Origin of the sequence: Actinospineispora acaciae DSM 45401 (assembly GCF_000620785.1) — a bacterium.
GTDB classification, from domain to species: Bacteria; Actinomycetota; Actinomycetes; order Mycobacteriales; family Pseudonocardiaceae; genus Pseudonocardia; species Pseudonocardia acaciae.
In genome coordinates this window covers 1,337,524-1,358,316 of the sequence record NZ_JIAI01000002.1, presented here as the reverse complement: position 1 = coordinate 1,358,316, position 20,793 = coordinate 1,337,524, and the positions used below count along the sequence as shown (strand labels likewise).

Genomic DNA, 20,793 nt, shown 5'->3' with positions numbered 1-20,793 from the left:
CCAGGAGGAACGACAGACGTGAGCACCACGACGGACACCCGCACGGTCGCCGCATCGGAGCCCGACCCCCCGCCCGGGCTGGCGAAGACCGGAGCGCTGGCGCGGCTGCTCGCTCCGATCAGGACCCACCTCGTGGCCTGCGCGATCCTCTCGACGCTGGGCGCGGCGGCCGGGATCGTGCCGTACATCGCGTTCGCGGAGATCGCGCGGGCCATGCTCGACGGCCCCGAGGCGGAGCCCGCGAGGATCTGGACGTGGGTAGGCGTCGGCGCCGCGGCCGCGAGCCTGTGGCTGCTGCTGCTCGTCCAGTCCTCCCGGGTGGGCCACTACGCGGACGCGAAGATCCTCTACGAGCTGCGCGCGCGGATCGTGCGCCACCTCGGCGCGCTGCCGCTGGGCTGGTTCCGCGCCTCGGGCTCGGGCAAGGTCAAGCGGGCCATGACGGGCGACCTGGAGGAGATGCACGAGGTCATCGCGCACGCCCTTGGGCAGTTGACCGGGGCCGTCACGGTGATGGTCGTCGGGGCGGCGTACCTGCTGGTCGTGGACGTCCCGCTGGCGCTGGTCACGCTCGGCCTGCTGGGGCTGATGGCGCTCTCGTTCCGGATCTCGATGCGGTCCATGACGACCCACATGAACCGGCTGGTCGCCGCCGAGGCGCGGATCAGCGCCGCGAGCGTCGAGTACGCCGACGGCATCCAGGTGGTCAAGACCTTCGGCACCGGGGGCCGCGTGCTGCGCCGCTTCGACGAGGCGGTGGACGAGCACACCAACGCGTTCGCGGCGTGGGTGGCCGAGGTGCGCTACAGCTCGGCGGTCACGCGCGTGCTGGGCTCGGAGATGGCTGTGCTGGTCGCCGTGACCGTCGCCGGGCTGCTCCTCCTCGCCGGCGGGTCGCTCGCGGTCGCGGACCTGGTGGCGTTCCTGGTCGTCGCGATCGGCCTGCCGAACTCGGTCATGCCGGCCGTGTCCGCCATGCAGGGCGTGCGCAAGGGCCGGATGGGCGCGGCCAACATCGAGCGGCTGCTGTCCCGCGCGCCGCTGCCCGAGCCCGAGCGCCCGCACCGGCCGGCCGGTCACGGCGTCGAGTTCGACCGCGTGACGTTCTCCTACGACGGGGTGACCAACGCGGTCACCGACGTCAGCGCCGTCTGCCCGCCCGGGCGGGTGACGGCGATCGTGGGGCCGTCGGGCGCCGGCAAGACGACGCTGGCCAGCCTGCTGCCCCGGTTCTACGACGTGTCGGACGGGGCGGTGCGCATCGGTGGCGTCGACGTGCGCTCGATCCCGTCCGCCGAGCTGCTGGCGTCGATGTCGCTGGTGTTCCAGGACGTCGCGCTGCTGCGCGACAGCGTGGCGGAGAACATCCGCATCGGCCGGCCCGACGCGGGCGACGCCGAGGTCCGCGCGGCGGCCGCCGCCGCGCACATCCACGACGTGATCGAACGGCTGCCCGAGGGGTACGACACGCCGCTCGACGCGGGCGGGGGCAGCCTGTCCGGCGGTGAGCGCCAGCGGCTCACGATCGCGCGGGCGATCCTGTCCGGGGCGCCGATCGTCGTGCTGGACGAGGCGACGGCCGCGCTGGACCCGGACAGCGAGGCGGCGGTCCAGGACGCGCTAGCCACCCTGGCCGTGGGCAAGACGGTGCTGGTGATCGCCCACCGGCTGCACACCATCGCCGGCGCCGACCAGATCCTGGTGCTCGACAACGGGCGGCTGGTCGAGCGCGGCGGCCACGACGAGCTGCTCGCGCGCGGCGGGCTGTACGCCCGGATGTGGGCCGCGCAGGAAGGGGTGCCGGCATGATCCGCAGGCTCTACCGGTTGTGGCCGGAGCCGGCGCTGCTGGGCCGGCTGTGGTCGCTCACGGCGGCGCAGGCCGTCCTGCAGGGGCTCCTGCTCGGCCTGCTGGTCCCGATCCTGGACGCCGTGATCCGACCCGGACCCGACCGCGCCGAAGCGCTGGCCGAGGCCACGCCGTGGCTGGTGCTCGGCGGGATCGGCGCGGCCGCGTACGCGGTGCTGTGCATCGTCGCCACCCCCGTCGGGTTCAAGGCCTCCGGGGTGCTCGCGGCGCAGCTGCGGCGGACGTTGATGCGCCACGTGAGCACGCTGCCGCTTGGCTGGTTCACCGCCGAGCACAAGGCCAGGCTGGCGCGAGGGGTCACCGCGGACGTGGGCGACGCCGCGCACCTGGCCGTGACCGTCGCCGGACCCGCGATCACCTCGACGCTGCTGCCCGCGACCGTCGTCGCCGTGACGTTCGCGGTGGACTGGCGGATGGGCCTGCTGCTGTGCGTGATCGCGCTGGTCGCCTCGTGGGCGCTGCGGCGCGCCGGGCGCATCGCCGAGCTCGCCGAGATCGAGCTGGAGCGCGCCTCGGCCGGGGTCGCCGGGCGGGCGATCGAGCTCGGCCAGGCCCAGCCGGTGCTGCGCGCCTCGGGCCTCGCCGACGGCACCCCCCGGATGTGGGACGCGCTGGTCGACCACCGCGAGACCTACCGGGACGGCATGCGCCGCGCGCGGCGGCCGTTCTTCACCTACACCGCCGTGATCATGGGCGGGTTCGTCGCGGTGCTCGCGCTGGTCGCCGAGCTGGTGCTGGTCGAGCGCGTCGCGGTCGCCGAGGCGGTCGTGCTGCTGGTGCTGGCCGCCCGGTTCCTGGAGCCGCTGGGCAACCTCATCGAGCTGATCGGGGCGCTGCGGGCGATGACGAACAAGATCGCGCGCATCGAGCTGCTGCTGGCCACCCCCACGCTGCCGGTGCCGCCCGGCCCGGTGCGTTCCATCGACCGGGCCGACGTCGAGCTCCTGGGCGTCAGCTTCACCTACCCGGGCGGTTCCGACACCCGGGCCGCCGCGCTGCGCGAGGTGTCGATGCGCTGCCGCCCGGGCACCACGACCGCGCTGGTCGGGCCGTCGGGGTCGGGGAAGACGACGGTCACCCGGCTCATCGCCCGGTTCTTCGACGTCGACTCCGGGCGGGTGCTCGTCGGCGGCGTCGACGTCCGCGAGCTCGACCCTGCCGTGCTGCTCGACGAGATCGCCATCGTCTTCCAGGACGTCTACCTGTTCGACGACACCATCGAGGACAACCTGCGCCTGGCGCACCCGGAGGCGACCCGCGACGAGCTGGAGAAGGCGGCCGCCTCGGCGCGGCTCGACGAGGTGATCGAGCGGCTGCCCGACGGCTGGCGGACCCGCGTGGGCGAGGCCGGCGCCCAGCTCTCCGGCGGCGAACGCCAGCGGGTGGCGATCGCCAGGGCGATGCTCAAGCGGGCGCGCATCGTGCTCGTCGACGAGGCCAGCTCCGCGCTCGACCCGGAGAACGAGGCGGCGATCACCCAGGCCATCGCCAACCTCGGCAGCGACCCGGACCGCACGGTGATCGTGATCGCGCACCGCCCGGCCACCCTGGCCGCGGCCGACCACGTGGTCTCGCTCGACGACGGCCGCGTCGCCGAGTCCGGCACCCCGTCGGAGCTGATGCACACCGGCGGGGCGTTCGCGCGGATGCAACGGCAGTACGAGCGGTCCCGGCACTGGCGCATCGCCAGCCGCGGCTGAGGTGGCCGGTCAGGGGGTCGCGACGTGGTGGGCGGTGGCGGTCGCGCGGATGAACGGCTCGTCGACCTCGTGGCCGAGCCCGGGCGTCGTCGGCACCGCCACCTGGCCGGCGACCGCGCGGATCGGCGGGTCGACCACGTCGCGCGCGTAGTACTTGTCCGAGCCGGAGACGTCGCTGGGCAGGTCGAAGCCGGGCAGCGCGGCCAGCGCCACGTTCGCGGCGCGGCCCACGCCGAACTCATGCATGCCGCCGCACCACACCCGCCAGCCCGCATCCACCGCGCGCTGGTGCGCCTCCCTGGCCGGGGTGAGCCCGCCCATCCGGGACACCTTGATGTTCAGCACCGTGCCGGCCCGCAGCGCGATCGCCGAGTCCAGCTGGTCCAGGTCGGCGACCGACTCGTCCAGGCACACCGGCGTCTGGAGGCCCTCGGCGAGGCGGGCGTGCGCGGCCAGCGCGCCGGGCGGGAACGGCTGCTCGATCATGAGCAGCCCGAGGTGATCCAGGTCCCGGAACACGGCGAGCGCCTCGGGCTCCTCCGGGTAGCCGCCGTTCGCGTCCACCTGCACCGCCAGGTCCGGGAACGCCGCCCGCACCGCCCGCACCGGCTCGACGTCCCAGCCCGGCGCGATCTTGAGCTTCACCCTGCGGTAGCCGTCCCCGGCGTGCCGCGCGACCTGGGCGAGCAGGTCGTCGATGGTCGGCTCGATGCCCAGGCTGACGCCGGCGGCGATGCGCTCGCGGGTGCCGCCGAGCGCGTGCGCGAGCGGCCGGTCGTGGGCGCGCGCCCAGAGGTCCCAGCAGGCGACGTCCAGCCCGGCCTTCGCGAAGTGCTGGCCCCGGACCTTCGCCCAGGCCCGCGACGCCCCGCCCGGGTGCTCCCACTCGGTGCCGAGCAGCGCGGGCGCCAGGTAGCGGCACAGCATCAGCCAGCAGGTGTCGACGGTCTCCGGGCCGTAGTACGGGTCGCTCGGCGAGGCGATCTCGCCCCAGCCGTGCCGGCCCTCGCCGTCACGGACCCTGACCAGGATGTGCTCCAGCTGGGACTTGCGGTGCGAGCTGGTCTGGAAGGTGTGCACCAGCGGCAGGCCCAGCCGGAACGCCTCCACCTCGACGATCCTGGTCATCGGCCCGCCTCGATCCGGTAGACGGCGGTGTCCGCGTCGACTACCCGGCAGGAGACGGCCACATGGCCGTCCGCGAACAGCCCGCCGAGCACCTCGGCGACGCGTTCGCGCAGCTCCACGGCCCCGGCCCGGTCCGAGGCGACCAGCGCATCCCAGTCCCGGGGCATCCCGAGCAGCGTCGCGTCGCCGTCCGCGACGACGCTCCCCCACCCCGGCCGCTTCCCCGCCGGCGCCTCCGGTGCTCTCACCCGGGCGCCGCCGGTCAGGTCCCAGGAAACCACCAGCCGGTCGGTGCGCATGCCCCGGTCGCGCCCGACGTCCTCGATCCCGAGCATGTTCGGCTCGAACCACCTGGCCACCGCGCCCAGCACGTCCAGGTTGAAGTGCGCGTTGTGGGTGCGGACCGGGTCGAACGCCCAACGCATGCTGGTGACCCCGGTGGCGAGCACCCGCTCTCGCTGCCCGAGCTTGAGCGCCCGGCCGATCCCCCGCCCCTGCTGGTCGTCCCGCACCACCGCGGACTGCGAGTAGTGGTAGACGTCCCCGGACCCGTCGACCCCCGGGAAGCCGTAGGCGAAGCCGACCAGCTCGGCGCCCAGGAACGCCCCGATCACCGAACCGCCGTGGCGCGCCAGCGAGGCCAGCAGCCGGGGGCTCACCGCCGGGTCGGTCGACGCCAGCTTGAAGACGTCCCGGTACAGCCGCACCGCCTCCCGCATCTCGGCCGGCTCGACGAGCGCTCGCACCTCGACCCCGCTCAGCGTGCCCTCCAAACATACGGTCCGTATATCCGGCACCGTACCATTTCCACAGGAGGTCGTGGGCCTACTTATGTTCCGTATCTAATCCCTTCACGACGGATGAGCCATGATCGGGGCATGACCGTGCGGTGGGGTGTGGCCGGGCCGGGACCGATCGCGGCCAAGGTGCTCGGGGACCTGATCCACGTGCCGGACGCGGAGCTCACCGCCGTCGGCTCGCGCTCGGCCCGTCGGGCGGAGGCGTTCGCCGCCGCGCATGCCGCCGCCACCGGCCGGGCGCGGACCCCGAGGGCGCACGGCTCGTACCGGGCGCTGCTCGACGACCCGGAGGTGGACGTGGTCTACCTGGCCACCCCGCATCCCACCCATCGCGCGCTGGCCCTGGCCGCGCTGGGCGCCGGCAAGGCGGTGCTGGTGGAGAAGTCGTTCACGGTCACCCCGGCGGCCACCCGGGAGGTCGTCGCGGCGGCGGGTACGGCCGGTCGCTTCGCCATGGAGGCGATGTGGACGCGGTTCTGCCCGGCCGTGGCCCGGTTGCGCGAGCTGGTGGCCGACGGGGCGATCGGCGAGGTGTGCACGGTGACCGCGGACCTCGGGGTGCGCCACCCGGTCGATCCGGCGACCCAGGCCTACCGCCCCGAGGACGGCGACGGCCTGCTGTTCCACATGGGCGTCTACCCGGTCTCGTTCGCCCAGATGCTGCTGGGCACCCCGGAGGCGGTCGTCGCGCACGGCGTCGTGCACGAGTCCGGCGTCGACGTGGAGGAGTCGGTGCTGCTGCGCTACCCGGGCGGCCGCTCCGCGCTGCTGTTCGCCTCGCTGCGCAGCCCGGCGCCCGGCGAGGCCAGGGTGCTCGGCACCGGCGGCTGGATCCAGGTGCCGCCGAGGTTCCACTACCCCGCCCGGATCGTGCTGCACCGCCGCGGCCGCGACCCGGAGACCATCGACACCCCGCTCATCGGCGCCGGCTACACCCACGAGTTGGCCGAGGTCACCGACCGCATCGCCGGCGGGCACACCGAGAGCGAGATCATGCCGCTGGCCGACACGGTCGCCGTCCAGGACGTGCTGGCCGAGATCGCCGACCAGCTCGGCATGCGGGTGGTCGAGGGCCCCGCCGAGCTGCCCTGAGTCAGAGCACCTGGAAGACCCGGTACGCGACGCCGCCCTCGACGAGGCGCCCGACGCCGACGCAGACGATGTCGTTGAGCCAGGCGTACTCCTCCGAACCGGTCTCGAACAGCGGGTTCGTCCGGAAGTAGTATCGGTCGGGATCGACCCGGTACCGCTTCACCGGGTCGGCCATGTCGGCCCGCAGCTCCGGCGGCGTGACCCACCGGCCGCCGTAGGTCATGTGCACCAGTGCGCCGTCGTGCGTCCGCAGCGTCAGCCGCACGTCGAGGGTCAGCCCGCCGTCGGGCCGGAACAGCCCCCAGTCCCCGCCCACCGTCAGCACCTCGCCGCGCAGCTTCGGCCCGTCGAAGGTGCCGCCGGCGGAACCGAAGAACACCCGCCGGCCGAACGGGCCGGGGCCGATCGCGAGCGGCGCCTGCAGGTCGTCGACCATCTCGAACAGGAACTCCGTCTCGAGTGTCATCCTTCGCCCCTGAGCGAGCGCCGTACGGCATCGGTCGACACGCCGGACCGCGCGCACAGTTCGGACAGGTCGAAGAAGAACCGTTCGCTGGCGATCAGGTCGTCCTCGAAGGTGAACCTGATGTGAACCGGCAGCTCGGCGGTCTTCCCGTTCGGTGTCACCCCGAACCGGTCACCGGTCCAGGTCATCCGCACGGTCCCCCAGCAGACCAGGTTCTCCCCGTCGGAGGCATGGCCCTCCAGGTCCACGTGATAGTCGGGAAAGGACCGGAAGAACCGCGTCAACACCTTCTCGTTCTCGGCCAGGCCCCGCGCCGCCGTCCCGAACGCGCGGTTCTCCAGCAGCATCCGCGGATGCATCACCTTCAACGCGGCCGGCACGTCCTGCCGGCTCTTGGCGACGGCAAGCCCCGTCACCAACTCAACCATCCGATCGACGTCCATAAACAAACAATACGACCGATCGTACGTCCACCGCAACCCACGCTCGCCCGACCGCCGCCGCGCGCCCACCCGTCCCTCATACGCGAGTCGGGCGTCTGGGCACACTGAGTCGCGCGTTTCAGCACACCGTCCGTGTGCTCAGACGCGCGACTCAGTGTGCTGACACGCCCGACTCGCGGGCGGTTTTACCGGGTCTTGAACGCGCGGGCGGCGGCGCGGTCCTCCCAGGAGTCCGTGCCCGGGCCCTTGACCATGTCGGCGAACCAGCTGTCGTGGCGGACCAGGAACCGCGTGCGCTCCTGCTCGGTCATGGTCCCGAGCGTGCCCAGGCCCTCGAAGTAGCCCTCGCGCGCGGCGCCGGGGGCGAACAGCATCAGGAACTCGGCCGGTTCGCCGGAGACGTTGCCGAACGAGTGCAGGCCGCCGGGCGGGACGTAGAGGTAGTCGCCCTTGCCGGCGTCCATCCAGCGCTCGCCGTCGAAGACGTGGATCTCCCCGGCGAGCACGTAGAACGCCTCGGACATCGTCTTGTGGAAGTGCACGCTGGTGCCGCCGACCGCCGGACCCATCCGGGTCTGGTACAGCCCGAAGAGGCCGTCGGTGGTCAGCCGCGTGGACAGGTAGTGGTACTCGCCGCCGCCGGGCATGGTGAGGTCCGGCGGGGTCCCTGCCGGGCGGAACGTCGCGTTGACCTCTCCTTCCTCGCGGTCGTAGCGGATCTCCGGGTAGTCGTCTGCCAGGAAGGACATCGGTCTCCTCGATCTCTTGCGGGCTCATCGACGTGGATAAGTTGAGACCATGGATCTTGTAGCGGCAACACCGTCGATTCGAGCCATGGCCGACCTGGCCACCCCCATGTCCATCCGGGTCGCCGCGACGCTCGGCCTGGTGGAGCACGCGGGGAACGCGGGGGCGACGGCGGAGCGGCTCGCGGCCCTGACCGGGACCTCGGCGCCGGCGCTGGGACGGCTGCTCGACCACCTGGTCACGGTCGGCGTGTTCGAGCACGACGCGCGGTCCGGCCGCTTCCGCCCCACCAGCCTCGGCACCCAGATGGACGAGGTCAGGCTCCTGCTCGACATCAACGCCGCCGGCGGGCGCGCCGAGCTCGCGTTCGTCGAGCTGCTCGGCACGGTCACCACCGGCGCCCCCGCCTACCCGCGCCGCTACGGGCGCGAGTTCTGGGCCGACCTGGACGCCGAGCCGGAGCTGCGGCGCACCTTCGACGCCCAGATGAACTGGCGGTTCGAGACGCAGGCGTCGCAGATCGCCGAGCGCTTCGACTGGGGCCGCTTCCCGGAGATCCTCGACGTCGGCGGGGGCAACGGGATGGTGCTGGAGGCGATCCTGCGCGCCCACCCCGGCGTGCGCGGACGGGTGCTGGACCTGCCGCCCTCGGCCGAGGCCGCCGCCGACAGGTTCGCGGCGGCCGGGCTCGGCGACCGGGCCGGCGCCGTCGCCGGCAGCTTCTTCGAGCCCCTGCCCGCCGGCGCGGATGCCTACCTGCTGTGCGACATCCTGCACGACTGGGACGACGAGCACGCCCGCGCGATCCTCGCCGAGTGCCGCCGGGCCGCCGCGCCGGACGGCACGGTGCTGGTGATCGAGGCCGTGCGCGGACAGGGCGTCGACACCACGGTGGACCTGTTCATGCTGATGTGCTTCGGCGGCCGGGAACGGACCATCGCGGAGCTGACCGACCTGGCCGCCGACCTCGGGCTCACGCCCCGAGGCTCCGCCCCGGTGTCGGACGGGCGCACCGTGCTGGAGCTCGCGGTCACCGCCTGACGCCGACGGCGCCGTAGACGCTGCACGGGGCGTCCGCGCCCTCCTCGTCGTCGTCCGGCCGCCACCGGGTGACCGGCACCAGCCCGGGCGCCACCAGCTCCATCCCCGCGAAGCACGCCCGGAACTGCCCGACGGTGCGCAGCTGGTACATGTGGCCGACCTCGTGGAGCCGCTCCACGCCGGCCAGGTACGTCTGGTCGTCGGTCTCGACGCCGTCCACGAGCACCAGGTGGCTGCCGGGGCAGGTGGCGGCCATCAGCCGGGAGATCAGGGACCGCATCGTGTCGTACTCGGGCGCGGCGTGGCCGAGGATGCCCAGCAGCATCACCGCGACCGGCCGGTCGAAGTTCAGCACGTTGCGCGCGTCGTCGAGCAGCGGCTCGGGGTCGCGGACGTCGGCGTGGAGGTAGGTGGTGACGCCCTCGTCGGTGGTGTTGGTCAGCAGGTCCCGCGCGTGCGCGAGCACCAGCGGGTCGTTGTCCACGTAGACGATCATCGAATCGGGCGCGACGGCCTGGGCGACCTCGTGCGTGTTCCGCATCGTCGGCAGGCCCGCGCCGATGTCCAGGAACTGCCGGATGCCGGCCTCTCCCGCCAGGTATCGCACCGAGCGGACCAGGAACCGCCGGCACTGCCTGGCCATCAGCGGGAGCCCCGGGTTCACCTCGGCGCCGGCGTCCGCGACGGCCCGGTCCGCCGGGTAGTTGTCGGTCCCGCCGAGCCAGTAGTTCCACACCCGCGCCGGATGCGACCTGTCCGACCCGAGCTCCTCGGCGGGGTCGATGTCCACCACGCTCCGGAACGGTACCCCGTTCGGGGTCAGCCCAGCAGGTAGTTGCGGTTGAGCGGGACGTGGGTGGTGGGCGGGGCGGCCAACAGGCGGTCGTGGAGGGTGACGGTGCCGTCGAGGGGGTCCACGGCGATGGGGGCGGTGGCCGGGTTGGCGGTGAGGTGGTCGCGGCGCACGGTGCGGGTGTCGCGGACGGTCACGAAGCGGCGGCGGCTGCCGAGGCGGCGTTGGATGCCGGCGGCCATGGCGGCCTGGGACACGAACGTGACCGACAGCGCGGCGGGTGCCAGGCCGTGGCCGCCCCAGTGCGGGCCGTAGCGGCGGGGTTCGACGGCGGTGACCGAGGCGTTGCCTTCGCCGATCGCGCCCCACGCCGGGTAGCCGGCCTTGAGCACCAGCTCGGGGCGTACCCCGAAGTGGCTGGGCCGCCAGAGCACCACGTCGGCCAGCCGGCCGGGCGCGAGGCTGCCCACCTCGTGCCCGATGCCGTGGGTGTGCGCGGCCTCGACGGTGTACTTGGCCAGGTACCGCAGCACCCGGTCGTTGTCGTCGGCCCCGGCCGGGGCGTACGGGCGCGGGCAGCGCGGCGGGGTCGGCCAGCCGCGCCCGGCCTCGGTGGCCCGCCAGGCCTTCATCAGGTGCGCGAGCTGCCAGGTGCGGCGGATCGTCTCGCCGATGCGGCCCATGCCCTGGGAGTCGCTGTTGATGATGCTGATCGCGCCGAGGTCGTGCAGCGGGCCCTCGGCGGCCATCGTCGCGGGGTGGATCCGTTCGGCGGCCAGCTCCAGGTCCTCGGGCGCGTCCGCGCAGCCGCCGTGCACCCGCAGCACCATCGGGGTGCCCTCGACCGGGGCGAGGCTGCCGTACGGGATGGTCGGGGTGGTGGACGAGCAGATGATGTTCGGCTCCCGGACCAGCGCGATCAGGTCCGGCACGTGCCCGCCGGCGCCTTCGACGTGGTAGGCGTGCACGGCCCGGCCGGCGATTGCCTCGACGGTGTCCTCCAGCTCGGCGGACTCGTGCAGGCCGTCGGTGTGCAGGGCGACGGCCACGTCGTGCTGGTCGGCCAGCCGCAGGGTGGCGTCGATGATCTCGGGGTAGGCGCCCCAGTCCTCGTGGATCTTCAGCCCGATCGCGCCGGCCTCGACGACCCGCTCGGTGGCGCCGGCCACCTCGGAGCGCGAGCTGGCCTGCAGGCCGATGTTGACCGGGAGGTGCTCGAACGCGCGCAGGGTCGCGGACATCGCCGCCGGCGGCTCCTCGAACCCGGCCGTGACCAGGGTGGTCACCCCCGCGCCGAGCGCCACCGGGAGCAGCCGGGGCGACATCAGGTGCACGTGGCTGTCCACGCCGCCGGCGGTGGCGACCAGGCCGTAGCCCATGATCGGCATGGTGTTCGGGCCGACGACCAGCTCGACGCCGGACAGCACGTCGGGGTTGCCGGCCCGCCCGATCCCGACCACCCGGCCGTCCTTGACGCCGATGTTCGTCTTGACCACGCCGAGCAGCGGGTCGATCAACAGCACCCCGGCGACCAGCACGTCCAGCTCGCTGGCCGAGGTGGCGTTGTCGTGCTGGGCCATCCGGGAGCGCAGGTTCTTGGCGTACCCCCAGATCGGCTCGTCGCCGTAGCCGACGTGGTCGTCCTCCACCCGCACCCACAGGTTCGTGTCGCCGAGGCGCACCAGGTCGCCGGTGGTCGGCCCGTAGCGCAGCCCGTACTCGTCGCGCGGCAGCTCGACGGCCATCTACTTCGTCCCCAACGCGACCAGGTCGACCTCGCGGGTCTGGCCGGGCGTCCAGCGCACCGACACCCCGGCCGGCACGTCCAGCCGGAAGCCGTGCGCGGCCGCCCTGTCGAACTCCAGCCGGCGGTTGGTCCGCCAGAACGGGTAGTGCGAGGACACCCTGACCACGCGTGTCGAGGTGTTCGTGACGGCCAGCCGCCGCCGGGGACGCTCGCCGTTCAGCGTGACGGGGGCGCCCTCCACACGGCTGCCACCAGGCCCCGACCACGGCCGGTGCAGCACCAGCAGCCGGCTGCCCTCCTCGAACAGCACTTCCAGGCGTATCTCGTCGACCAGGTCGGGCACCCCGTCGAGCAGTTGCTCGCGGCGCACCGCCCGGCGGCCGGCCACCAGCGTCTCGTCGTAGCCGGCGCCGGCGCGGGCGGCCAGGTGCATCTCGTCGCAGACCAGCGCGGTGGCCTCCGGGGCGTTGAGCCGCAGCCCGCGCCGCAGCAGCTCGCGGGCCAGCGAGGCGACGGTGAACACGTCGAGGCGGGCCTGGTCGGTCGGGCTCAGGTACATCAGACCTCCGCGTTCAGCGGCACCGACCAGTCGCGGCCGCGCTCGGTGGTCACGTACTCCGGCCACGGGTAGTCCACCGGCGCGGTGAACTCGGGCGGCAGCAGCGGCTTCGGGCCGCCCGCGCGGCGGCGCTCGAACTCCTCCTGGGCCGCGTGCAGCGCCGGCCGGTCGCGCAGCAGGTCGAGCAGGGCGCCGGCGGTGGTCTTGGCCGCGCACACGATGCTCGGGTCGATGGTGGCCGGGATGCCGCCCAGCGCGTTGTAGACCCAGGCCGGGCACGACGTACCGGTCGGGGCCAGCTCGGGGCCGGCCACGTAGAACCGGGCGGTCGGCGCGTACCAGGTCATCTCCACGTAGTCGTCGGAGGTGGAGTTGGCCTGCCAGGGCGGCAGCAGCTCGCGCAGCCGGCGCTCCGCCTCGCGCGGTTCGACCAGCCGCTCGGCGTCGGGCAGGAACGGCTTATCCGTGACCGGGACGCCGAGCGCGCGCTGCATGTCCCTGCCCACCGCCACGGCCGCTTCGTCGTAGCCGGGCGGGCCGACGGCGGCCAGGTTGCGGTAGGTGAGCGCGGCCATGGCGTGGTTGGCCAGGCCGGGGCGGTTGCGCGCCACCCACCGGGCGTGCAGGTCGCAGTGCGCGGTGCGGGCGGCGGCCTCGGCGTTCGCGTCCAGCACCGCCAGGATCCGCTCCGCGATGTCCAGCGTGGGCGCCCGCCAGGAGTACTGGATCTGGGCCAGGCCGGCGGGCAGGTGGTCGGCGGTGGCGTTGCCGGCGGTGAGGATCGCCTCGCTCAGCGACCAGCCGCCGACGGTCGGCGCCATCGCGTCCTGCGTGGACTTGGTCAGCGAGTACATCGCGAACAGCGCGGCGTTAGCGCCCGGCGCCCGCGCCGAGGAGTGCACCGACGGGATCGGGGTGCCGGCGTCGGCCCAGGTCTCCGGGTGGTCGCTGCGGAAGGTAAAGATCTTGCTGTAGTACGCGCCGCAGTGGGTGTCCCAGCGGGCGGTGTTGCACATCGGCAGCGAGTAGTACGGGTGGTAGCTGACGATCGCGTCCACGTCGTAGTAGCCGCGCAGGCCGTGCACCACCTTCGAGCCCTGCACCTTCTCCGCCGGCTCGCCGGTGTAGCGCAGCGTGCCGCCGATGCCGTGCTCGCGCATGGCGTGCTGGGCGGCGAGCAGCCCGCCGAGGGTGCTGATGCCCAGCGCGGAGTGCGGGTCGGTGTGCCCGGGCGCGAACCGGCTCAGCCCGGGGCGCGGGCCGGGGCTGGTCGCGGCGGCCTGGCAGTTGCCGGGCACGGCGTCGTACTCGGCGTAGGTCAGCACGGTCGGCCCCGGCCCGTTGCTCCAGCTCGCCGCGAACGCCGTGGGCATGCCGCCGCTGCCGACCTCCACGTCGAACCCGGCGCCGCGCAGCCGGTCGACGTACCAGGCGGCGGAGCGGTACTCGCGCCATGCCGGCTCGGCGAACTCCCAGATGGTGGTGTGCCAGCCCGACAGGTCAGGCCGGTGGTTCTCTATCCAGTCCCAGGCGTGACGCTTGGCGTGGTCGTCCATGCACACCGTCCCTTTCGGTCGTCGGATTTGAACGTGCAACCAAGGAGGCCCACCCTGCGCAGCCGGCGAACACGGCGAGCATGGCGATCACACCGATGCTCCTCGGCAGCTCCAGCGGCACCACGCTGGTGTAGAGCAGGTAGACGGTGAGCACGCAGCCGGCGGCCGGCACGCCCCGGTACCAGATTCCGAACAGGTCGTGCCGGCGGGCGAACGAGATCAGCGCCGCGGTGTTGACCAGTTGGACGAGCACGAACCCGGCGCCCCCCGCGGCGACCACCACGACGAACCCGGTGGTCAGCCCCCAGGCGGCGGTCGCTACGAGCAGCACGGCCAGCTGCACGAGGACGGCCACCGTCAGCGCCGCGACCGGCGTGCGGTGCCGGGCGTGCACGGCGGCCAGGCGCTCGGGCGTGAGCCCCCGCCGGGCCGTGTCGAAGATCAGCCGCGCGGTGCTGATGTTCACTGCTACGTTCACGCCGACGATGCTGTTCAGCGCCAAGAGCATGATCAGGGCCACCGGCCACGGCCCGGCCGCCCGCTCCACCAGCACCAGCAGCGGGCTGCCGGACTCCGCGAACGAGGCCATCTTCGACGGCCCCCAGCCGATGGTCAGCGCATACGACGCGAGCAGGTAGATCCCGATCACCCACAGCTGCACGGCCAGCACGCCGCGCTTGATGGTGCGCGCCGGCGCCCTGCTCTCCTCGCCGAGCGCCACCACGTTGTCCGAGCCGCCCAGCGCCACCGAGGCCAGCACCATGCCGGTGGCCAGCCCGGACCAGCCGTCCAGCGCGTTGGCGGGGTCGAACACCGCGACCGTGTTCGCGGACCCGGCCCCGACGACGAACACCACCGACAGCACGACCACGGCGAGCACCTCGAGCAGCGCGGTGACGATGCCGTAGTCCAGCGACGGCCGCAGCCGCAGGCAGGTGATGCCGTACGGCACCAGGACGGTGACCAGCGCGACCGCGACCGGAACGCCCGCCGGCACCGCCACCCCGGCACTGGCCATGGCGAACTCCACCAGCCTCGGCGCGATCATGGCGTTGCCGACGACCAGCAGCAGGTTGGACAGCCCGTAGGTGATCCCGGTGGCGAACCCGGACCGCTCGCCGAACCCGGCCCGGGTGAACGCGTAGATCCCGCCCGCGCTGAGCACGTGCCGGGAGAACTGGTAGAGCGTGTTGACGCTGAACAGGATCAGCACCGAGCCGAGCACGAACGCCAACGGCAGCGCGCCGAGGCCGAACACCGCCGCGCCGGTCACCGCCACCGTCACCGAGGCCAGCGGCCCGTTGGCGATGAACCCCTGGCTCAGCGCGTGCCGCAGCCCGATCGTGCCGGCCTCCAGCCGTGGCTCGTCGGCCATTCGAGCGCCTCCTTGCGATCGACGCAACGGGGCGAAACATACGAGTGGCCTGAATCTCCGTCAACAGATGATTCGTTGGTCAGATTGTTACAAACAAACTTGAAACCAACGAATTCATCCATGCGCCGCTGATTCGATGGTCGGCTACCGAACCGCCGCCGTCTGCGGCCGGTGAACCGGTGGGCGGCCGGTCGACCCGCGAGTTTCGGCGTGATCGCGTCGTCCGATACCGCGTTGACGGCCCGGATCGGCCGTGGTCACGTTGTCCCCGTCCAAGATCGAGGTCCGAGGGAGGTCGTCATGACGGGCCTGTCCCGCCGCGCGGTCCTCGGCGGTGTCGTCGGCGCGGCGGCGCTGGGCGTCCTCGCCGGGTGCCAGTCCACACCGTCTGGACCGCCCGGCGGTGCGAGGAACGGAGCCGAACCCATGCTGATGCCGCACGAGTCGGGCCCGCACGTCCGCACCTTCATGTCCTGGCCCTCGGTCAGGTCGGACTGGGGGCCGGCGCTGGAGGCGGTGCGCGGTGACCTGGCACGGATCTCCCAGGCGATCGCCCGCTACGAGCCGGTGGTGATGGTGGCGAGCCCGGAGGACGTGGCAGGCGCGGGCCGCGCCTGCGGGTCCGCGGTGGAGGTGGTCGACCTGCCGGTGGACAACCTCTGGGCGCGTGACTCCTTCCCGAAGTTCGTGGCCGGTGGCGGCGCGGTGGCGGGCGTGGACCTCAACTTCAACGGCTGGGGCGCCAAGCCCGGGATCAACTACGCTCACGACGCCCGCGCCGCCGCCGGGCTGCTAGCCCACTTCGGGCTGGAGCGCCGGCAGGCGCCGCTGGTATCCGACGGCGGCAGCATCGAGACCGACGGGCTCGGCACGCTGCTGGCCACCGAGAGCTCGATCGTCATCGACAACCGCAACCCGGGCCGGACCCGCGCGGACATCGAGCGCGCACTGCTCGACACGTTCGGCGCCCGCACCGTGGTCTGGTTCGAGGGCGTCAAGGGCGAGGAGATCACCGACTGCCACGTCGACACCCTGACCCGCATCCCGTCCCCCGGCGTGGTGCTGCTCAACCGGCCCGCGCCCGGAACGCCGCCCGACGTCTGGTCCAAGGTGTCCGACCAGGCCCGATCGGTGCTGCGGGACGCCACCGACGCGCGCGGCAAGCCGTTCACGGTCGTCGAGCTGCCCGAGGCGGACCCCGGCAAGATCCGCGGCGGCGGCGAGACCTTCGTGGCCAGCTACGCCAACTACTACGTCTGCAACGGCGCGGTGTTGCTCCCCGAGTTCGGCGACAAGCAGGCCGACGACCGCGCCGCAGGCCTGCTGCGCGAGCACTTCCCCGGCCGCGACGTGGTCCAGCTCAACATCGACACCCTGGCCACCGGCGACGGCGGCATCCACTGCGCCACCCAGGACCAACCGGTCTAGCCGTACCCGGCCGGCTCAGCCGTGTAGTCCTCCTTGACGATCTCCAGGTGGACCCAGCCCTCCAGGTGCCGGACACCGGGCAGACCCCGGATCGCGTCCAGCGCGGCGCCGATCGCGGCCGGGGACTCGGCGACCACCGTGCCGACCGCGTCCCACCGCCCGAGCGTGGTGGCCAGGTAGTTCACCGACGGCAACGCCGCGATCCCGGCCAGCGCCTCCTCCGCCGCGCCGTGGAAGCGAACCCCGATGCCGCAGCTGTGCCCGAGGCCGACCGCGCCGGGCGCGACCATCGCGCCGACGTGCACCACCCGCGAGTCCAGCAGCCGCAGCACCCGGTCCCGGATCGCGCTCGGCGACAGCCCGACCACCGGCACCAGGTCGGCGTACGACGCGCGGCCGTCCTCCAGCAGGGCCGCGAGCAGCCGGTGGTCCACCTCGTCCAGCTCGATCGGCTCCACCCGGCCCGGCGGCACGTGCGGATCCTTGACCCGGGAGGTGTACGCGGCGGTCTCGACGTGGCGCACCCCCGGCAGGCCCCGGATGCGCGTGACCGCCTCCTGCAGCGCGGTCGTGTCCGAGGTGCGCAGCTCGGCCACCACGCCGTGCCGGGCGGCCACCACCGTGACCAGCGGGGCCGCCTCCATCCGCGCGATGGTCTCGGCGACCGGCCGCGCCGCCGCGTCGACATAGACCGAGACGTGGCCGAACGCGCGCAGCCCCCGGGCCTCCGGGTGCATCACCCCCGCGATCCGCATCGCCCCGGACGCCATCAGCCTGTGCACGCGCGCCCTGGTGGCCGCCCGCGACAGCCCGACCCGGCGAGCCAGCGCCTCGAAGCTCGCCCGCCCGTCGCTCTCCAGCTCGGCGAGCAGCTTGGCGTCGACGTGGTCGAGGTTCAGCGGACCCTCCGGGACGGCTTGCGAGCGGTGACGAACGCGGTGGCCGTCCATGGTCCGCCGAACCAGCCGCGCCAGCCCGAGCGGCGGTGGGTGACGGCGAACCCGAGGGCGCGCAGGGTCGCGGCGTACTCGGAGGTCCTGGCCATGTCGGCGATGACCAGCCGGCCGCCGGGCCTGAGGACGCGGGCCGCCTCGCGCACGGCCCTCGCGCGGCCGTCGGCGTCGCTGATGTTGTGCACCGCCAGGCTGGACACGGCCAGGTCGAACTCGCCGTCGGCGAACGGCAGCTCGCGCAGGTCCGCGGTGACCAGCGTGACGCGGTCGGCCACCGCTTCGGCGGCGGCGTTGGCCCGGGTGACCTCGGCCCGGTTGCCCGACTGGTCGGCCGAGCGCCACAGGTCCACCCCGACCGCGGCGCCGTCGGGCACGAGCTCGGCGGCCATGGTGAGCACCGCGCCCCGGCCACAGCCGAGGTCGACCACCCGCTCCGACCCGGCCAGCCCCACGGCGGCCAGCTCCCGCGCCCAGACCGCGAACTTCCCGCGCCGGGTGGCGTGCAGGTACAGCGCCGTGCTGATCGAGCCCGCCACGCCCGCCGCCAGCAGCAGCTTCCCCCACGGCTGGCGCCAGAAGATCACTCCGGCTACCAGCGGCGGCAGCGCCGCCATGAGCAGGCCGAACACGGCATACGGCGCGTCGAAGCCGTACTCGCCGCGCCGAGCGGATGACGGTGACGGCACGGCCGCAGCATAGTCAGCCGACGGTGCCGTCGTTGTGGACTTCGCGCCCGCCGACCAGGGTGAGGTTCACCGATGTGTCCTTCAGCTCGTCGTTTCCGCAGGTCAACGGGTCTCTGTCGACGACGATGAGGTCGGCGTGGGTGCCCGGTTCGAGGGTGCCGATGCCGTCCCAGCGCATCACCCTGCCGCCGTTGCGCGTCCAGGTGGCCAGCGACTCGCGCCGGGAGATGACCTGCGCCGGCCCGGCGTTCGAGGAGCCGAAGACGCCCTCGTGGGTCTCCCCCAGCGCGATGTGCTCCCACACGTTCGCCGGCCCCCAGTCCGAGCCGCACGCCACGTCGAAGCCCAGGTCCAGCTCGCGGCGCAGCGGGATGAGGTCGCGCAGCACGTCCTTTCCAATCCGCTCCCAGTAGGTGTGCTGCTTGAAGTAGGAGAACGACATCGAGGTGGTCACCTGGAAGCCGTGGTCGCGGTAGCGCCGCCCGTGCTCCTCGCCGAGGATGTAGGCGTGCTGCAGGATCGGCTCGCGCTCTCCCAGTGAACGAGCCGTCGACCCGAACCTGCGCTCGGCCTCGCGCAGCTGGCGCAGCGTCGTGTCGTGCTCGCGGTCGGCGACGGAGATGACGTTGAGGCGCATCCCGCGCTCCACCGCGAAGTCGATCATGAGCTGCCCCTTCCACTCGGGGAGCCACTCCAGGCCGTTCGTCCAGCCGCCGTAGGCGTCCCGGTAGCCGCGGTAGAAGATCTGCTGGCCGGGGCCGAGCGGGCCGCCCCGGGTGACGAGCAGGCCCTCCACCCGGAAGTAGTCGTCGGTCAGCTCCTGCAGGTCGTGCAGCCGGCCCAGCCGGTCGCGCAGCTCATCCTCGCCGAGGGTCACCGAGTCGGCCAGCCCGTGCGGCTCCCCGTCCGGGGTGCACAGGACCCGCAGCGTGAGGTTTCCGGCGGCCCGGTGTTGCCGATAGACGTCGATCGTCGCGAAGTCCATCATGTGGCCCTCGAAGACGCTGGTGACCCCGACGCGGTTGGCCGCCGCCATCCCCTCGATCGCGCCCTCGACGAAGTCCTCCGGTCCGAGGTGCGCGATCCGCGCGAGCACCGAGTCCCACCAGGGCTCGTTGTTGTAGTAGTTGTTGACCGGCCCGGACAGCCGGCCGGTGGGCTCGCCGTGCGCGTCCTTCTCGATGTGCACCCGGCCGACCTGGCTCGGGGTGTTGCGGGAGACCTGGATGTTCCACAGCCCGCGCGTGTTGAACACCGTGGTGTTCGGGTTGACCGGCGCCCAGGCCTGGATCCACACCGGATGCTCCGGGGCCGCCGCGTCCAGGACCTCGCGGGTGGGCAGCTCGCCCTCCGCCAGGTCGCGCCAGGAGCGCCGGTAGAAGTAGTGCGGTTCGCCGATCGGCGAACAGCGGATCCACTGCCCCTTCGGGGTGCGGGCGGCCGCCTCGCGCACGCGCTCGACGATGTCGTCGTGGCTCGCGCAGTCGAACAGGTCCACCACGGCGTGCCGGAACGCGGCCCAGCTCAGCAGGTGCGGGTGGGTGTCCACGATGCCGGGCATGATCGACCGGCCGGCCACGTCGACCCGCTCGGCGCCCGGGCCCGCCAGGTCCAGCATCTCCTCGTTCGACCCCACGGCCGCAATCCGGCCGTTTCTCACCACGACCGCCTCGTGCACGGCGGGGTCGTCCGCCATCGTGATGACCTTGGCGCGGTGGAACACGACAGGCCGGTTCGGGTCCGTTCCGATGGCACTCACGGCGCCCAGTGTTCTCGAACCGACGAGCCGGCGCGTTGTCCTTCACGGCAGCACGGTTGTCCCCGCGCGCGCAGTTCGGCGGCTCCCGGCCGACGCCTGGCGAGAACCCGCTGAAACCTGGCAGTTCAGCTACTCCTCGCCCCCGTCGCCGGCGCCTAACGTCCCGTCGTATGAAGATCGAACCCACCGGCGAGGCGGAGCGCCTGGTCGAGCGGCTGTTCGCGGCCATCGAGAACGCCGACCTCGACACCGTGGCCGCCATCTACGCCCCGGACTTCCGGATCTGGCACAACCACCTGCTCCGGGAGCTGACCGCGCAGGAGAGCCTGGACGTGCTGCGCGAGCTGCATCGGACGGTGTCCGAACCCAGGTACGAGATCGTGCGGCGCGTCGCCGTCCCGGATGGCGTCTTCCAACAGCACGTCCTGCGAGGCCGGCGGCGCGACGGCACCGAGATAGCCGCGCACGCCGCCCTGCACATCGCCGTGTCGAACGGACAGGTCACCCGCGCCGAGGAATACCTCGATCCGGCACAGATCTGAGGCCGCGCGGGTTGCCGGAGATCATTGGGTCCTTTCGTAGGGGCGCGACGCGGGGTGGATCATCGTTACGATCCGACGTCCGGTCGACGTGATCCGGGGGGGTCCATGC

Annotated in this window: 19 protein-coding genes; 6 read left to right on the top strand and 13 right to left on the bottom strand. The window is 73.0% G+C overall.

The genetic code is table 11. The features are described from left to right. Positions 1–18 precede the first annotated feature (18 nt). Together N912_RS0116175 and N912_RS0116170 are read left to right on the top strand one after the other, a co-directional pair. On the top strand, positions 19–1,809 hold the full coding sequence (locus N912_RS0116175; protein ID WP_028923252.1) for an ABC transporter ATP-binding protein: 1,791 nt from the start codon (positions 19–21) through the stop codon (positions 1,807–1,809). Further along, complete coding sequence (locus N912_RS0116170; RefSeq protein WP_028923251.1) at positions 1,806–3,569, top strand: ABC transporter ATP-binding protein; 1,764 nt, start codon at positions 1,806–1,808, stop codon at positions 3,567–3,569. The genes N912_RS0116175 and N912_RS0116170 overlap by 4 nt, the downstream gene beginning before the upstream one ends. Positions 3,570–3,578: 9 nt before the next feature. Here the strand turns inward: N912_RS0116170 and menC are convergent, their stop codons facing one another. Both menC and N912_RS60375 read right to left on the bottom strand, forming a co-directional pair. Beyond that, positions 3,579–4,697, bottom strand: coding sequence for an o-succinylbenzoate synthase (menC, locus tag N912_RS52285; protein WP_037064479.1), 1,119 nt, complete (start codon positions 4,695–4,697; stop codon positions 3,579–3,581). Continuing rightward, positions 4,694–5,470, bottom strand: coding sequence for a hypothetical protein (locus N912_RS60375; protein ID WP_051580232.1), 777 nt, complete (start codon positions 5,468–5,470; stop codon positions 4,694–4,696). Before N912_RS60375 ends, menC begins: the two co-directional genes overlap by 4 nt. Before the next feature lie 105 nt (positions 5,471–5,575). On the opposite strand from N912_RS60375, the gene N912_RS0116155 reads away from it, so the two are divergent. After that, positions 5,576–6,589, top strand: coding sequence for a Gfo/Idh/MocA family protein (locus N912_RS0116155; RefSeq protein ID WP_028923250.1), 1,014 nt, complete (start codon positions 5,576–5,578; stop codon positions 6,587–6,589). A gap of 1 nt (position 6,590) precedes the next feature. Here N912_RS0116155 and N912_RS0116150 read toward each other — a convergent pair whose 3' ends face one another. The 3 genes from N912_RS0116150 to N912_RS52275 all read right to left on the bottom strand — a co-directional run bounded on the left by N912_RS0116150 (position 6,591) and on the right by N912_RS52275 (position 8,247). Then, positions 6,591–7,055 (bottom strand): DUF3237 domain-containing protein, encoded by a 465-nt coding sequence (locus tag N912_RS0116150; protein WP_028923249.1) that lies wholly within the window; start codon positions 7,053–7,055, stop codon positions 6,591–6,593. Further along, entirely contained in the window at positions 7,052–7,471 is a 420-nt protein-coding gene (locus N912_RS0116145; RefSeq protein WP_245645295.1) for an ester cyclase, read from the bottom strand. Before N912_RS0116145 ends, N912_RS0116150 begins: the two co-directional genes overlap by 4 nt. 212 nt (positions 7,472–7,683) lie before the next feature. After that, complete coding sequence (locus tag N912_RS52275) at positions 7,684–8,247, bottom strand: cupin domain-containing protein (protein WP_037064478.1); 564 nt, start codon at positions 8,245–8,247, stop codon at positions 7,684–7,686. Between the two features lie 49 nt (positions 8,248–8,296). On the opposite strand from N912_RS52275, the gene N912_RS0116135 reads away from it, so the two are divergent. Further along, the gene (locus N912_RS0116135) at positions 8,297–9,286 is read left to right on the top strand and encodes a methyltransferase (RefSeq protein ID WP_037064476.1); all 990 of its coding nucleotides are present in this window, start codon (positions 8,297–8,299) and stop codon (positions 9,284–9,286) included. Here the strand turns inward: N912_RS0116135 and N912_RS0116130 are convergent. The 5 genes from N912_RS0116130 to N912_RS62070 are packed head-to-tail and all read right to left on the bottom strand — an operon-like array spanning position 9,276 to position 15,316. After that, the gene (locus N912_RS0116130) at positions 9,276–10,079 is read right to left on the bottom strand and encodes an SAM-dependent methyltransferase (RefSeq protein WP_028923246.1); all 804 of its coding nucleotides are present in this window, start codon (positions 10,077–10,079) and stop codon (positions 9,276–9,278) included. The genes N912_RS0116135 and N912_RS0116130 overlap by 11 nt on opposite strands. A gap of 26 nt (positions 10,080–10,105) precedes the next feature. Continuing rightward, positions 10,106–11,824 carry an urease subunit alpha gene (locus N912_RS0116125; RefSeq protein ID WP_028923245.1) on the bottom strand — a complete coding sequence of 573 codons (1,719 nt, stop codon included), beginning with the start codon at positions 11,822–11,824 and terminating at the stop codon, positions 10,106–10,108. After that, positions 11,825–12,385 (bottom strand): urease subunit beta, encoded by a 561-nt coding sequence (locus tag N912_RS66765; RefSeq protein ID WP_037064475.1) that lies wholly within the window; start codon positions 12,383–12,385, stop codon positions 11,825–11,827. Continuing rightward, positions 12,385–13,941 (bottom strand): zinc-binding metallopeptidase family protein, encoded by a 1,557-nt coding sequence (locus tag N912_RS52265; protein WP_037064474.1) that lies wholly within the window; start codon positions 13,939–13,941, stop codon positions 12,385–12,387. The genes N912_RS66765 and N912_RS52265 overlap by 1 nt, the downstream gene beginning before the upstream one ends. Further along, positions 13,886–15,316 carry an APC family permease gene (locus N912_RS62070; RefSeq protein WP_084210955.1) on the bottom strand — a complete coding sequence of 477 codons (1,431 nt, stop codon included), beginning with the start codon at positions 15,314–15,316 and terminating at the stop codon, positions 13,886–13,888. Before N912_RS62070 ends, N912_RS52265 begins: the two co-directional genes overlap by 56 nt. Before the next feature lie 300 nt (positions 15,317–15,616). Between N912_RS62070 and N912_RS0116095 the strand changes: the two genes are divergently transcribed. After that, on the top strand, positions 15,617–16,744 hold the full coding sequence (locus N912_RS0116095; RefSeq protein ID WP_028923242.1) for an agmatine deiminase family protein: 1,128 nt from the start codon (positions 15,617–15,619) through the stop codon (positions 16,742–16,744). Here N912_RS0116095 and N912_RS0116090 read toward each other — a convergent pair. The 3 genes from N912_RS0116090 to N912_RS0116080 are packed head-to-tail and all read right to left on the bottom strand — an operon-like array spanning position 16,741 to position 20,142. Beyond that, the gene (locus N912_RS0116090) at positions 16,741–17,694 is read right to left on the bottom strand and encodes an Lrp/AsnC family transcriptional regulator (protein WP_051580231.1); all 954 of its coding nucleotides are present in this window, start codon (positions 17,692–17,694) and stop codon (positions 16,741–16,743) included. The two genes, N912_RS0116095 and N912_RS0116090, sit on opposite strands and share 4 nt — an antisense overlap. Then, the gene (locus N912_RS0116085) at positions 17,640–18,383 is read right to left on the bottom strand and encodes a class I SAM-dependent methyltransferase (protein ID WP_028923240.1); all 744 of its coding nucleotides are present in this window, start codon (positions 18,381–18,383) and stop codon (positions 17,640–17,642) included. Before N912_RS0116085 ends, N912_RS0116090 begins: the two co-directional genes overlap by 55 nt. A gap of 13 nt (positions 18,384–18,396) precedes the next feature. Then, a complete protein-coding gene (locus N912_RS0116080) occupies positions 18,397–20,142 on the bottom strand; it encodes an amidohydrolase (RefSeq protein ID WP_156993607.1) in 1,746 nt (581 codons plus the stop codon). A gap of 170 nt (positions 20,143–20,312) precedes the next feature. Between N912_RS0116080 and N912_RS0116075 the strand changes: the two genes are divergently transcribed. Beyond that, a complete protein-coding gene (locus N912_RS0116075; RefSeq protein ID WP_028923238.1) occupies positions 20,313–20,684 on the top strand; it encodes a nuclear transport factor 2 family protein in 372 nt (123 codons plus the stop codon). Positions 20,685–20,793 lie beyond the last annotated feature (109 nt).